This window comes from Polynucleobacter sp. MWH-Adler-W8, from assembly GCF_001889925.1.
Taxonomy (GTDB): Bacteria; Pseudomonadota; Gammaproteobacteria; order Burkholderiales; family Burkholderiaceae; genus Polynucleobacter.
The window spans coordinates 193152-206083 of the sequence record NZ_LZFI01000003.1 but is presented as its reverse complement, the minus strand read 5'-3'; the positions used below and the strand labels follow the sequence as shown (position 1 = coordinate 206083).

At 45.2% G+C, this 12932-nt stretch carries 16 protein-coding genes and 1 tRNA gene; 4 read left to right on the top strand and 13 right to left on the bottom strand.

The window, feature by feature from the left end:
- Positions 1–27: 27 nt before the first annotated feature.
- The 9 genes from AOC28_RS04480 to AOC28_RS04440 all read right to left on the bottom strand — a co-directional run bounded on the left by AOC28_RS04480 (position 28) and on the right by AOC28_RS04440 (position 6534).
- The gene (locus AOC28_RS04480) at positions 28–549 is read right to left on the bottom strand and encodes a pilin (RefSeq protein ID WP_143143877.1); all 522 of its coding nucleotides are present in this window, start codon (positions 547–549) and stop codon (positions 28–30) included.
- 127 nt (positions 550–676) lie between these two features.
- Positions 677–1378, bottom strand: a complete 702-nt coding sequence (locus AOC28_RS04475) for a TerC family protein (RefSeq protein ID WP_072582761.1) — start codon at positions 1376–1378, stop codon at positions 677–679.
- Between the two features lie 90 nt (positions 1379–1468).
- A complete protein-coding gene (gene sucD / locus AOC28_RS04470; protein WP_072582760.1) occupies positions 1469–2362 on the bottom strand; it encodes a succinate--CoA ligase subunit alpha in 894 nt (297 codons plus the stop codon).
- A gap of 15 nt (positions 2363–2377) precedes the next feature.
- Positions 2378–3547 carry an ADP-forming succinate--CoA ligase subunit beta gene (sucC, locus tag AOC28_RS04465; RefSeq protein ID WP_072582759.1) on the bottom strand — a complete coding sequence of 390 codons (1170 nt, stop codon included), beginning with the start codon at positions 3545–3547 and terminating at the stop codon, positions 2378–2380.
- A 188-nt stretch (positions 3548–3735) separates the two neighbouring features.
- Positions 3736–4257, bottom strand: coding sequence for a recombination regulator RecX (gene recX / locus AOC28_RS04460; protein ID WP_072582758.1), 522 nt, complete (start codon positions 4255–4257; stop codon positions 3736–3738).
- Between the two features lie 4 nt (positions 4258–4261).
- Positions 4262–5353, bottom strand: a complete 1092-nt coding sequence (gene recA, locus AOC28_RS04455) for a recombinase RecA (RefSeq protein WP_072582757.1) — start codon at positions 5351–5353, stop codon at positions 4262–4264.
- Positions 5354–5461: 108 nt separating this feature from the next.
- Positions 5462–6004: a DUF2878 domain-containing protein gene (locus tag AOC28_RS04450; protein ID WP_072582756.1), complete on the bottom strand. Its 543-nt coding sequence runs from the start codon at positions 6002–6004 to the stop codon at positions 5462–5464.
- Positions 6005–6058: 54 nt separating this feature from the next.
- A tRNA-Met gene (locus AOC28_RS04445) sits at positions 6059–6135 on the bottom strand.
- Positions 6136–6213: 78 nt separating this feature from the next.
- A complete protein-coding gene (locus AOC28_RS04440) occupies positions 6214–6534 on the bottom strand; it encodes a hypothetical protein (RefSeq protein ID WP_237767733.1) in 321 nt (106 codons plus the stop codon).
- A 168-nt stretch (positions 6535–6702) separates the two neighbouring features.
- On the opposite strand from AOC28_RS04440, the gene AOC28_RS04435 reads away from it, so the two are divergent.
- On the top strand, positions 6703–7026 hold the full coding sequence (locus AOC28_RS04435; RefSeq protein ID WP_083564222.1) for a DUF6150 family protein: 324 nt from the start codon (positions 6703–6705) through the stop codon (positions 7024–7026).
- A gap of 30 nt (positions 7027–7056) precedes the next feature.
- Positions 7057–7668 carry an MOSC domain-containing protein gene (locus AOC28_RS04430; protein WP_072582754.1) on the top strand — a complete coding sequence of 204 codons (612 nt, stop codon included), beginning with the start codon at positions 7057–7059 and terminating at the stop codon, positions 7666–7668.
- A gap of 66 nt (positions 7669–7734) precedes the next feature.
- Here AOC28_RS04430 and AOC28_RS04425 read toward each other — a convergent pair whose 3' ends face one another.
- Both AOC28_RS04425 and AOC28_RS04420 read right to left on the bottom strand, forming a co-directional pair.
- Positions 7735–9405: an MFS transporter gene (locus AOC28_RS04425; protein ID WP_072582753.1), complete on the bottom strand. Its 1671-nt coding sequence runs from the start codon at positions 9403–9405 to the stop codon at positions 7735–7737.
- 176 nt (positions 9406–9581) lie between these two features.
- Complete coding sequence (locus AOC28_RS04420) at positions 9582–10211, bottom strand: trimeric intracellular cation channel family protein (protein ID WP_072582901.1); 630 nt, start codon at positions 10209–10211, stop codon at positions 9582–9584.
- Positions 10212–10301: 90 nt separating this feature from the next.
- Here AOC28_RS04420 and maiA point away from each other — a divergent pair, with 90 nt between their 5' ends.
- Positions 10302–10982, top strand: coding sequence for a maleylacetoacetate isomerase (gene maiA, locus AOC28_RS04415; RefSeq protein ID WP_072582752.1), 681 nt, complete (start codon positions 10302–10304; stop codon positions 10980–10982).
- Here maiA and AOC28_RS04410 read toward each other — a convergent pair.
- A complete protein-coding gene (locus tag AOC28_RS04410) occupies positions 10953–11882 on the bottom strand; it encodes an AEC family transporter (protein ID WP_072582751.1) in 930 nt (309 codons plus the stop codon). The genes maiA and AOC28_RS04410 overlap by 30 nt on opposite strands.
- Positions 11883–11909: 27 nt before the next feature.
- Complete coding sequence (locus AOC28_RS04405) at positions 11910–12434, bottom strand: gamma carbonic anhydrase family protein (RefSeq protein ID WP_072582750.1); 525 nt, start codon at positions 12432–12434, stop codon at positions 11910–11912.
- Positions 12435–12567: 133 nt separating this feature from the next.
- On the opposite strand from AOC28_RS04405, the gene AOC28_RS04400 reads away from it, so the two are divergent.
- Positions 12568–12930: a Rap1a/Tai family immunity protein gene (locus tag AOC28_RS04400; RefSeq protein WP_072582900.1), complete on the top strand. Its 363-nt coding sequence runs from the start codon at positions 12568–12570 to the stop codon at positions 12928–12930.
- Positions 12931–12932 lie beyond the last annotated feature (2 nt).

Sequence of the window (12932 nt, the reverse complement as noted above, 5' to 3'; positions counted from 1 at the left end):
TTCATGAGCGGCATTTTATTTAGTTGATTATTTATCTATTCTGCATTCCGAAGGCAATAACTGAGAAATCAAATTAGTCTCCGTAGACCTACATGACCAACCACCCGCCCAAGTTGCTCCCTCTGGCTTGGATAGATCTATAGGCTTAGGAGAATTCGCATCAGGCTCGTTAGTTGGCACTAGATGAAGTGTATTTTTTCCTTCAGGCGCCACACTGACTTGATAGTCAATCGTAATTGCGCCCGAGGGTGTGATCTCAATTAACTTGACGCTACGTGTTGCCGTAAAAGTAAAAGCCCCATTTGTTGCATCATCCATGGGCACTGTGCCGCGACTTGCAAAAGCCTCTGTCACAGCAAGCTTAGCGCTAGAGGATAAATTCATACCTTCCACAACCCTGCTTCGAGCAATGTAGTCTTGATACTGAGGAACGGCTACCGCAACCAAAATGCCAATAATGGCTACCACCACCATCACCTCAATCAAGGTAAAGCCTGTTTCTGGATCGTTTTCTGAATTTTGAATATCTTGAATGTCTTTAATCTGCATATTTTCTAGCTCCCGAGGTCAAATGCCTCATCATCCAGTCTAAGCCTTTAATCCTCAAGAAACTTAGTCGTAAAAAAAGCCAGCTTTTATCGCTGGCTTTTCTGATTCAGAAGAAGGTTGAAGAAGCTTATGCGTTAGCTTGATTCTTTTTCTTCAAATAGGTGCCTAGCAAGATCACAATAGCGACTCCAATACCCTCAAAAATCATATGAGCATCTTCCATCGCGCCTTGAATGGAATCCTTGATCGCCGGATCTTCCACCAACATACCACCAGCCAATAGACCCAATAATCCAGCGCCCAAAGTAATGATGACCGGGAAACGATCCATCACCTTTAAAAGCATGGTGCTACCAAAGATGATCAATGGAATAGACAGGCCAAGACCAATGATTAAAAGGGCTAAACGAGTTTCTTCAGGACCCTTTTGAGCAGCGGCAGCTACAGCAATAACGTTGTCCAAACTCATCACTAAGTCCGCTACCAATATTGTGCGTATCGCACCCCAAATATTGGAGTGACCATCCATCTCAGCCTCATCATCGCTATCAGCCAATAATTGCACGCCAATGTAGACCAGCAAAATAGCGCCAACGATTTTTAGATAAGGAAGGCTGAGGAGTTGTACCGCAGTGATCGTCAAAACAACACGTAAAATAATGGCTGCTGCGCTACCCCAAAAAATCGCTTTCTTTTGTTGATTTGCTGGCAGATTGCGTGATGCTAATGCAATCACTACTGCGTTATCACCAGATAACAAGATGTTGGCAACAATGATTGACAAAAGTGCAGCCCAAAATGCAGGGCCTGAAAATACTGAAAAATCCATGAGTTGTCTCCCTGCGTTATTTTTATGTTTTAACTACTGATACAACAAAAAAGGATGCTGTTTAATCAGCATCCTTTTTCTCATTACCAATTACAACATTGCCTTTAGCAAAGCAGCCATTTCTGAAGGGTTCTTGGTTACCTTGAAACCACACTCTTCCATAACGGCAAGCTTAGCATCTGCAGTATCAGCACCGCCTGAGATCAAGGCACCTGCGTGACCCATACGCTTGCCTGGAGGCGCTGTTACGCCGGCAATAAAGCCAACTACTGGCTTCTTCATATTGTCTTTACACCAGCGAGCAGCTTCTGCTTCGTCTGGACCGCCGATTTCACCAATCATGATCACAGCATCAGTTTCTGGATCTTCATTGAACATTCTCATGATGTCGATGTGCTTCAAGCCATTAATTGGGTCACCACCAATACCAACTGCTGTGGACTGACCTAAGCCAATGGCTGTCAACTGACCAACTGCTTCATAAGTCAATGTACCGGAACGACTAACAACACCAATGCGACCCTTCTTATGAATATGGCCAGGCATGATGCCGATCTTCAGTTCGTCTGGAGTGATGATGCCTGGGCAGTTAGGGCCAAGCAATAAAGTCTTCTTGCCGCCAGCAGCTTCTTTAGCATGCATCTTGTTACGCACTTCAAGCATGTCACGTACTGGAATGCCTTCAGTGATACAGATCACAAAGTCGAGGTCAGCTTCAACAGCTTCCCAAATCGCAGCAGCAGCGCCAGGAGGCGGAACATAGATAACAGAAGTCGTTGCACCAGTTTGCTGAGCAGCTTCTTTCACAGTTCCATAAATAGGAATATTGAAAATAGACTCGCCCGCTTTTTTAGGATTTACACCAGCAACAAAACAGTTTTTGCCGTTTGCGTATTCCTGACATTTTTCAGTATGGAACTGACCGGTCTTACCAGTAATACCTTGTGTAATGACTTTGGTGTTTTTATTGATCAAAATAGACATATTGAAATTCCTGGATTATTTGTTTTTGGCAACAGCAGCAACTACCTTAGTAGCAGCTTCAGCCATTGAATCGGCGCTAATAATTGGCAAACCAGAGTCTGCAAGAATCTTCTTGCCTAGCTCTTCGTTTGTACCCTTCATACGCACAACCAAAGGCACTGTGAGGTTAACTGCTTTACATGCAGTAACAACGCCGTCAGCAATTACGTCGCAACGCATAATGCCGCCGAAGATGTTTACCAAAATTGCTTCAACGCTCTTGTTCTTCAACATGATCTTGAATGCTTCGGTTACTTTCTCTGCTGTCGCACCACCACCAACGTCCAAGAAGTTTGCTGGCTCGCCACCGAACAACTTAATGGTGTCCATAGTAGCCATCGCCAAGCCTGCACCGTTCACTAAACAACCAATATTGCCGTCCAATGAGATGTAAGCGAGGTCAAATTTAGAGGCTTCGATTTCAGCAGCATCTTCTTCATCGATATCGCGGTAAGCCACGATTTCTGGATGACGGAACAATGCGTTTGGATCAAAGTTGAACTTCGCGTCCAAAGCCTTGATCTTGCCGTTACCTTCAAGAATCAATGGGTTGATTTCTACCAATGAAGCATCGGTATCCCAGTAAGTCTTGTACAAATTCTTAAATACATCGCGAGCCATTGGAATAGAGGCTTCAGGAACACCGATGCCTTTAGCAACGATATCGCAATCAGCATCAGTCAAACCAACCATCGGGTCAACAAATACTTTAATAATTTTTTCTGGATGTGATTCAGCAACTTCCTCAATATCCATACCACCTTCGCTAGAAGCCATGATCACATTCTTCTGTGTTCCGCGGTCTGTAACGATACTGAAGTAGTACTCTTTTTTAATGTCAGCGCCATCTTCAATGAGAAGGCGATTTACTTTTTGACCTTCTGGCCCAGTTTGATGTGTCTTGAGCTGCATGCCCAAAATTTCAGAAGCATATTTTTTCACTTCATCCATGCTTCTTGCCAATTTCACGCCGCCGCCTTTACCACGACCACCAGCATGAATCTGGGCCTTTACAACCCATACAGGGCCACCGAGTTTTTCAGCAGCTTTCACCGCCTCATCAACACCGAATGCAGGAATGCCGTTAGGAACTGGCACATTAAATTGGCGAAGAAGTTCTTTGCCTTGGTACTCGTGAATTTTCATAATTACTCCGAAACGGTATCTTTTTTAGCAAGCGATGAGGATTAGTTAAACCGATGTTGCCTTGCTCCCATACTTACTCTAGAAATAGCTAAATTAGCCAAAATTGAATAAATGCGAACGGCTTGACCGACTCCATTAGTCTAGCATGCTGCAATGCCGCAAATAGCCTCTGCGGATCCGTAATTGCCCTAATCCGGACTCTGTCCGCCAATCACTTTTGCCACCACTTCGGAGCCAAAACCCTTCGATGCCAAGAAGCGATACTGCCTAGCTCGCTCCTTTTGGTCCTGAGCGCGCACACCGTATTTCCTGGTCCAGAGATCAAAGGCACGCTGAAACTCGGTCTCTTTTAAGACCCCAAGGAGTGCAGCGGACTTTTTGGCGTCCACTCCAGCCCTATCGAGCTCATCAGCAATCTTCCTCATCCCGTAGCGCTCACTGCGGCGGCGAACCAGCGCCTCAGCAAAACGCTCATCAGACAACCAACCTCTTGCCTCAAAGTCGTCCAAAACCGCTTCAATCTGAGAATCTCTGGATTCAGGCGTTTGCTCAGCCTGCTCGCCGCCTAACTTGCCCCATCTCGCTTCTGATTCTGCCAACTTTGCAGCTAAGCCTTTGCGACTGTATTCTCGCTGCGACAAAAGGCGCAAAGCCCGAGCTTTGAGACTCGGGCTTTGTTTGACCTTCTGATTACTGCTTAACTCTTGCATTGAATTATTCGACTTCTTCTTCCTCGCTCAGCACATCCGTTACTACTGCTGAACCAGATTTAACGCCCAATTTCTCGCGAATTCTTGCTTCGATATCTTTGGCAATGGCTGGGTTCTCTTTTAAGAACTCGCGCACATTGTCTTTACCTTGACCAATGCGATCACCGTTATAGCTATACCAAGAGCCTGACTTTTCAACGAGGTCAGCTTCGACACCCATATCAATAATTTCACCTTCTCTAGAAATACCAGCACCATACATGATGTCAAAAATTGCTTCGCGGAATGGAGGAGAAACTTTGTTCTTCACAACCTTCACACGGGTTTCATTACCAACAACCTCATCGCCTTTTTTGATACTGCCAATACGACGGATATCTAAACGCATAGAGGCGTAGAACTTCAGCGCATTACCACCAGTAGTGGTTTCTGGAGAACCAAACATCACACCAATCTTCATGCGAATCTGGTTAATGAAGATCACAGTAGTGTTGGTGCGCTTGATAGCACCAGTCAATTTACGCAAAGCCTGGCTCATCAAACGGGCTTGCAAGCCTGGTAAGGAGTCACCCATATCGCCTTCGATCTCAGCCCTTGGAACCAAAGCAGCAACCGAGTCGATGACGATTAAATCAATAGAACCTGAGCGAACTAATGCATCTGCAATTTCTAATGCTTGTTCACCAGTGTCCGGTTGAGAGATCAACAGATTATTTACATCCACGCCAAGACGTGATGCGTACTGCACATCTAAAGCGTGCTCTGCGTCAATAAATGCGCAAGTGCCGCCAAGCTTTTGCATTTCTGCAATCGCATGTAATGTCAAAGTCGTTTTGCCAGAAGATTCTGGGCCGTAGATTTCAATCACGCGACCACGCGCAAGACCACCAACTCCAAGAGCAATATCTAATCCGAGTGAACCGCTAGACACCACCTGAATGTCTTGGCTAATCTCAGCATCGCCCAATCTCATGATTGAGCCTTTGCCAAACTGTTTCTCAATTTGTGCCAGTGCTGCAGTTAATGCTTTTTGCTTGTCTCCGCTCATTCCTTCAAATTCTGAAGAGGCTGATTGCTTTTTGTTATCCAAGGCCATTTTTTATTCCCTTTTCGCTATGTACTGGGCTTTTTCCCGAAGTTTTATCTACTGTGTAACAACTTAGGAGTTACTGTATATAAAAACAGTGGTCTTTGCAAGCGTCTTTTAAACTGAATTTACGGATTTTTGACTAGGTTGCACTTGATTGACTCGGTCCCAATAGAAAAAGAGGGGTATAGCGAAGGCCCAAACCACCCCTACCAGGATAAATCCAGTGACTTCGCTACCAGGAACCCAGGATCCGGCCCCCATGCGAATACCAGCCTCATAGGACATCGGACCAGCAATGCCACCTAAAATAGCCCCTAAAACAGGTCTGCCGCGCAACCAGGTCAAGGAGCCATTAATGGTGGTTGCCACCAAAACCCACAAGACCCACATCCAGAGAGGCGATAAATACGGTGAAGGCCAATCATTCCGAAAATCCAGGTAGCCCAGATGCATGATGAGAGTATCGGCCACCAAACCAAAGACAAAGGCTTTCAATAAAAGGCTGATTTCTGTTTTGGGAGAAGGTGAACGCCAGGCGTGGAAAGCAATATAGGCTAGGGTAGCAACTACCGCCCAAAGCACGTCTTTATTGGCTGCGCCCAATACACAGGCAAACCAACCAAGCTGGAAAATAACAAAGCTCCAAAATTTAGCCATATACCTAGCAACCTAAGAAAAAGGCCACTGCCGAGGGGCAATGGCCTTTAGATTTGGTGGCGAATCAGGGATTTGAACCCCGGACCTGCGGATTATGATTCCGTCGCTCTAACCAGCTGAGCTAATTCGCCGAACTCGCTATTGTAAATGATCGGAATGCATCTGTCTAAACCAATCCAACCCTATGGCCGCTGGAGGTGCTCAAATCCCTATTTGATCTGAAAGGTGCTGACAGCCTCATCTCGGCCATAAAGGACATTAAATTCGATTTTCTTGGCCAAAAAGAGCTTTTTCAGGACCTCATCCTTGTTCTCAAAAACAATCGCGGTTTGTTCAGGGTAATGCGAAAAAGGGTCGCTATTGACGTCTACCACCACCCCATCAATCTTAATTTGCTTGATTGAGCGCTTATAAAATTTATCAGGACGTATAAAAATAAGGCGCTTTACATATTTATCTAAGACCAGCTTTTGACCCTGCTCATTAGTCTTGAAATAGTAGACCAACTCCTCTTTGCCATTGGTAGTCATGTCGCGCTCCTCATCCCACTTAGCGTAAATGCTTGAACTCGCTATGGCACAAAGAAATACCAAGACCAATTGGCTCAATATAAAAAAAGATTTCTTTTGAGAGGAATTCATCCTGTGATCATATCAGCCAGATGAACACCTAAAAAGTAGAAAGCGTAATATTCCCAAATGATGAATTCATTTCTCTTGCGCCTACTCAGCTTTTTGCTCTTGAGTAGCTGCATCCCTACGATCGCTTCTGCAGCTCAAGTCTTCATTACCAATTACCCATCAGAGGCCAATGCCAAGGTCTTTGTCACCAAGTACCAGTCTGAGGCGAACTGCATTGTGTATGACACCCAATACTCCAGCGATAACGAGCCGGGCGTTTGGTTCTATACGAAATACAAAAGCGATGCCCGTGCCGTGATTTACTACACCCAATACAAATCCGAGGCAGACCTTATTGTGTACTTCACTAAGTACAAGAGTGATGCGCGCTGTCGCTACTAATAAACATCTTTTAATCACCCTCTTTACTTCATGAAACTTCTTTCCATCTCCGCCGGTAAGGTAGCTCCTTTATTTGGCAATCACCATCCTAATTACAAATCAGTTGCTTCAGCTATTCGCAAGCAGGTGGTAAGTGATTTAGAAAATCCTGCTCCAGTTAAAATTACTCCACTAGGCATTAAAGGCGATGAACAAGCTGACCTATCGGTACATGGCGGAATTGAAAAAGCCATTTATGTTTATCCAGCAGAGCATTACATCTTCTGGAATGAACTGCTCACTCGAGAAACCAAGCAGCCGGTTGATTTACAACATGGTGCTATCGGCGAGAACTTCACAATCGAAGGCCTGCTAGAAACAGCAGTGTTTGTTGGGGATAAATTGGTTATTGGCGAACTTGAATTTGCTGTCGTCAAACTCCGCGAACCCTGTTTCAAATTCAACGCTGCTGTTGCTTACAAGGGTGCAAGCAAAGCAATGCTGCAGTCCGGCTTTAGTGGTTGGTATTTACGCGTTATCAAAACTGGAGTTCTTGCGGCTGGTGCCGAAATTACTTTAATCCCTGGGGCAAGAGAAACTTCTATCGCCCAGCAAAATCAAAAACTCTTAAATAATCGCAATCAAAAAGATTTGTGGGAATAAAAAAACCCGACCATTTCTGATCGGGTTTCTTATTTGATGCAGACTAAAGAATCTTAGTCAATCCGCTTAGTCGCGTGCGTAGATATCTACATCTTTAGTTTCACGTATGAACAACGTACCGATTACCAATGTCATCGCAGCGATGATGATCGGATACCAGAGACCGTAGTAAATGTTACCGTTTTGCGCTACCAAGGCGAAGGAGATCGTTGGCAATAAGCCGCCGAACCAACCGTTACCAATATGGTATGGCAAGGACATAGAGGTGTAACGAATGCGAGTTGGGAACATCTCCACTAACATCGCAGCAATTGGGCCATAAACCATGGTTACCAAGAGTACTAAGTACACCAACAAGAACAATACAGCAACGTAGTTGATACCAGCTGGATCAGCTTTAGTTGGGTAGCCAGCAGCATTCAATGCATCACGAATTTGCTTTTTGAACTCAGCATCTTTAGCTTTAGCATCTGCTGGGTCCATACCTTTTGGTGTGTAACCAGTGATTTCTGTATCGCCAATCTTCACAACTGCTAGACCACCTGCAGGGCCAGGAATGGTGCTATAGCTAGCAGAGTTAGATGCCATCACTTGTTTTGCAATATCGCAAGAACTTGTGAACTTTGCTGTACCCGTTGGGTTGAACTGGAATGTACATTCATTCACATCAGCAGTAATGGTTGCTGGTGAAGTTGCCATTGCCTTTTCCAGCGCTGGGTTAGCAAAGTGTGTCAACGCATTGAACACGGAAACTGGGGTGTTAGGGATGTAAGTAATTACAGCCAATAACAAACCGCCCATGATGATCACTTTACGGCCGATCTTGTCAGACAAGCTACCGAAGACCACAAAGAATGGTGTGCCGATTACCAATGAACCAGCAATCAACAAGTTCGCCGTCTTAGCATCTACTTTCAAAACTTGTGTGAGGTAGAACAAAGCGTAGAACTGTCCTGTGTACCAAACCACCGCTTGACCTGCAACCAGACCAAACAATGCCAAGATCACAATCTTCAAGTTCTTCCATTGACCAAATGACTCTGTCAAAGGAGCTTTAGACAATTTGCCTTCTTCTTTCATCTTCTTGAAAGCTGGGGATTCATTCATGGACAAACGAATCCATACAGAAACCGCCAACAATGCAACAGAAACGATGAAAGGAACGCGCCAACCCCAAACATCAAAGTCTGGACCAGTGAATTCACGTGTGAACAAAATCACGAGCAAGGAGAGGAACAAGCCTAAAGTAGCTGTTGTCTGAATCCAAGCTGTGTATGCACCACGACGACCATGAGGAGCGTGTTCTGCAACGTAAGTAGCAGCACCACCGTACTCGCCGCCCAAAGCCAAACCTTGAAGCATACGCAATGCGATCAAGATTACTGGAGCAGCAACACCGATAGTTGCATAGTTAGGCAGAATACCCACAACGAAAGTTGCGCCGCCCATCAATAAGATGGTAACCAAGAAGGTGTATTTACGACCAATCAAATCGCCGAGACGACCAAACACCAACGCGCCAAATGGACGCACGATGAAACCAGCAGCAAACGCTAACAAAGCGAAAATGAAGGCAGAACCAGCATCTAGGCCAGAGAAGAATTGCTTAGCAATAATTGCCGCAAGTGAACCGTATAAGTAAAAGTCGTACCACTCAAAAACCGTACCTAAAGATGATGCAAAAATAACTTTGCGTTCTTCAGCGGTCATTGGGGCTGCTTTAGTTGATGTTGACATCAGTAGCTCCTAACTATTTTTATTAAATAAATAACAACGGATCGATTATGCTTTGAAAAAATTCAAAGAAATCCACTAGTTAGGGTAATTCCCCATCAAATAGGATCGGGGTTTTCCCGAGATATTTGGGAATTAGAGCTAGCTACGCAGCACCTATAAGCCCAGCGTTGGTGCAATTAGCGTGTTTTAGTAATAAACATTTTGGGTACGCGCAGATCCCAATAAATAGCAGCTGCGCGCAGTCCAAAAATTCCGAGCATGCAAATCACAGAGCCCTCGACAACATACTGAGGCAAGAAGTTCAGCACCAGGACATATGCACAACAACCGAAAGTCACTGGAATGGCATAAAGCTCATGCGACATGATGAGTGTTTTTCTACCAGCTAAGACATCGCGCAATAAGCCACCGCCAATTGCAGTAATAACACCCAAGATGACTGGCGCCACAGGCAGGCCGTAACCCATACTCCATGCCTTATCAGCCCCCTGAATCGCAAAGAGAGCAGCACCAAATCCGTCGATATACAGCATCCACCGATAAATTTGCGGCTGGGTGAAGAAAGATTCTGCGAAGAAGGTAATAACACTGGCAGCTAGAGCAAGCCATACATACATTTGATTCTCAGACCAAAAAATAGGGGCTTCCAAAATAATGTCGCGAATAGTACCACCGCCAATGGCGGTAATTAAACCCAGCACCAAGACGCCAAAGAGGTCTACACCACGATCTGCAATAGCTAAGACGCCTGTTACCGCAAAGGCCATGGTTGCGATGATGCCAATCCAGAAATTAATGTCTTCCATAACAATGAGTCTAATGCACTTTGTGAGAGCGCGGACTGGAATGACCATCCTCAATATACTGTTAGCTATGAGTGCAAATAAGGTGTTGATATGACCTCCAAGCTGTATAGCTTTTGGCGCAGCTCCGCCGCTTTTCGTGTTCGCATTGCCCTCAATCTCAAGGCTATGGATTACGAAATTATTCCCGTGCATCTCGGTAAAAATGGCGGAGATCAATTGGGTGAGGAGTATGGCAAGAAAAATCCCAATCACTTAGTACCTCTTCTGGAAGATGGTGAAAAAAGCATTCATCAATCCTTAGCCATTATTGAGTACCTCGAAGAGATTCAATCTGAGCCACCACTCCTACCAACAATAGCAATTGACCGAGCATGGGTTCGCTCTGTCGCAATGGATATTGCAAGTGATATTCACCCAATCAATAATTTGCGGGTCTTACGCTACCTCATCAAAAAACTAGGTATCAGCAGTGAGGCGAAAGATGAGTGGTATGGGCACTGGATCAAGGTCGGACTGGAGAGCCTAGAAAAACAATTAAGCATTGATTCTCGTGTTGGGAAATTTGCCTATGGAGATCAACCGGGCTTGATTGATGTCTGCTTAGTGCCTCAGCTATTTAACGCACTGAGCGCAAAAGTGGATGTGAAACCCTACCCCACTCTCATGCGAATTTTTCATGAGTGCATTACGCTACCCGCCTTTATTGATGCCTCTTGGGAAAAACAATTGGATGCTGAAGGATTAAATCCCGCTGTTCCACCACAAAAATAAAGAGAGCGTCAGCAAAGAACTCACAGTAGTAATTAGTACCACTCTAGAGATCACGCTACCGTCAGCTTTGTAGTACTGCGCCAACATAAAGGGCCCCGTACCAGTTGGTAGCGCACTAAGTATCACGATAGCGCTCACCCATAATGCTGGTAGCCCCAAGATGGGGGCCGCAATGACCCAAGCAATCAAAGGTTGCAGAAGCAGCTTTGCCAAACTGATACCCCAAGCCTGAGCAGGACCGGCAGTACTTTTTTGCATCAGGAATAGACCGATGGAAACAAGAGCGCAAGGTGTCGATGCGGCTGCTAAGAATGCAATCACTTGTGCAATGGGATCGTATAAAGTTAAATCGCTGGAAGACCATAACAGACCCGCCACTGGAGCTACTAATAAGGGATTGGTGCAAAGCGATTTAATGACGCTCAACCCAATCTCATGCGGCTTCTTATGCGACAAGATGCCAATCTCAATCAAGACTGTTGCTAAAGCAAACATGACAAACACAATGAAGGTGGAAATAATCGCGGGTGCCAAACCATCTTGGCCAAGGGCAAGTGCACACAAAGGAATGCCCATATACCCAGTATTTGAATAAGAGGCACTCAGGCCATCAAAGCTAGCTGCCGCTAAATCGCGATGACGTAGCCAACTCACCAAGAGCACCAGGACAAAAACAATTAAACAACTTAGAAAAAATGCAGTAATGAAACCGGGTTGCCATAGTGTTTGCCAGCCACTATTGGCGGCAAAGTTAAAGAGTTGCGCAGGCAATGCCAACCAAACCACAAAACGATTGAGCTCAACTGAAGCGTTAATGCCTAACTTACCAGCACGCCCACCAACATACCCAATAAAGATGAGTAGGAACACTGGGAGAACTACATTAAATACGTAGAGCAAAATATTTAACGGGTGATATTTAAGGGATTAGGAAATTTTCTTCAGCGTCTTGACATAACGCTGCGCATTTTTGACATAGCGACCAGCAATATCGTGGATGCCAGCAATCTGCTCCGGGGTTAACTCTTTTACCGCCTTAGCGGGAGTTCCCAAAATCATGGAGCCATCCGGAAATTCTTTTCCTTCGGTAACAAGTGCGCCCGCACCAACGAGACAGTTTTTTCCAATCTTTGCGCCATTTAAAATGACTGCGCCAATGCCAATCAAGCTACCGTCTCCAATGTGACAACCATGCAGCATCACTTGATGGCCAACAGTGACATGCTTGCCAATGATGAGTGGGTAACCTGGATCGGTATGCAAAACAGAAGCGTCTTGCACATTGCTGCCTTCGCCAATTTGAATAAGGTCGTTATCACCACGAATAACAACTTTGGGCCAGATACTGGCATCTTGATGAAGCTCAACCTTGCCGATCACTTCTGCGCTATCGGCAACCCAAGCGCCCTCAGATAAATGAGGGGCATTTCCGTTTAGTTCAAATATAGCCATGACTCATTATAGGTATGAATAAGAGCATGGCTAAACGATGTTGCAATAAAGACGCATTAGTAGCTTGGTTGCGCTCTGTTGTATGGGAATTTTTTGGTTTATCATGGTTTTACATACACCCACAGGAGAACTCATGAAAAAAATCCTCATCGCATTGGCCGCTTTAGCCGCATTTTCCGGTCTTGCTCAAGCACAAGAAACCATCAAGGTATTAAGCACTCAAGAACTTGCGAATGTTTGCAAACTTCCTGCAAGCCCAGAATCTCGTAGTTTCTGTATTGGCTTTACTACCTCTGTTTATGAAACCTATTTAGCTACTCGTCACCCACAACGTGCAAAGCCATTTATTTGCGTTAAACAACCTGCTCCAGCGCGTGATGAAGTCATTGGTGATTTTGTGAAGTTTGCAAACAACACCCCACAAGTTGCAGACAAACCAGCAGCAGGCGTTTTCTTGGGCTTCTTAGCTTCACGCTTCCCTTGCGCCAGAAAATAATC

Coding starts and splice junctions, on each gene's coding strand:
- AOC28_RS04475 (WP_072582761.1), bottom strand. CDS start 1,378: ATGGATTTTTCAGTATTTTCAGGCCCTGCATTTTGGGCTGCACTTTTG.
- sucD (WP_072582760.1), bottom strand. CDS start 2,362: ATGTCTATTTTGATCAATAAAAACACCAAAGTCATTACACAAGGTATT.
- AOC28_RS04435 (WP_083564222.1), top strand. CDS start 6,703: ATGATGAATTCATTTCTCTTGCGCCTACTCAGCTTTTTGCTCTTGAGT.
- recA (WP_072582757.1), bottom strand. CDS start 5,353: ATGGCCTTGGATAACAAAAAGCAATCAGCCTCTTCAGAATTTGAAGGA.
- AOC28_RS04420 (WP_072582901.1), bottom strand. CDS start 10,211: ATGGAAGACATTAATTTCTGGATTGGCATCATCGCAACCATGGCCTTT.
- AOC28_RS04450 (WP_072582756.1), bottom strand. CDS start 6,004: ATGGCTAAATTTTGGAGCTTTGTTATTTTCCAGCTTGGTTGGTTTGCC.
- AOC28_RS04480 (WP_143143877.1), bottom strand. CDS start 549: ATGCAGATTAAAGACATTCAAGATATTCAAAATTCAGAAAACGATCCA.
- AOC28_RS04405 (WP_072582750.1), bottom strand. CDS start 12,434: ATGGCTATATTTGAACTAAACGGAAATGCCCCTCATTTATCTGAGGGC.
- recX (WP_072582758.1), bottom strand. CDS start 4,257: ATGCAAGAGTTAAGCAGTAATCAGAAGGTCAAACAAAGCCCGAGTCTC.
- AOC28_RS04400 (WP_072582900.1), top strand. CDS start 12,568: ATGAAAAAAATCCTCATCGCATTGGCCGCTTTAGCCGCATTTTCCGGT.
- AOC28_RS04425 (WP_072582753.1), bottom strand. CDS start 9,405: ATGTCAACATCAACTAAAGCAGCCCCAATGACCGCTGAAGAACGCAAA.
- maiA (WP_072582752.1), top strand. CDS start 10,302: ATGACCTCCAAGCTGTATAGCTTTTGGCGCAGCTCCGCCGCTTTTCGT.
- AOC28_RS04440 (WP_237767733.1), bottom strand. CDS start 6,534: ATGACTACCAATGGCAAAGAGGAGTTGGTCTACTATTTCAAGACTAAT.
- AOC28_RS04430 (WP_072582754.1), top strand. CDS start 7,057: ATGAAACTTCTTTCCATCTCCGCCGGTAAGGTAGCTCCTTTATTTGGC.
- sucC (WP_072582759.1), bottom strand. CDS start 3,547: ATGAAAATTCACGAGTACCAAGGCAAAGAACTTCTTCGCCAATTTAAT.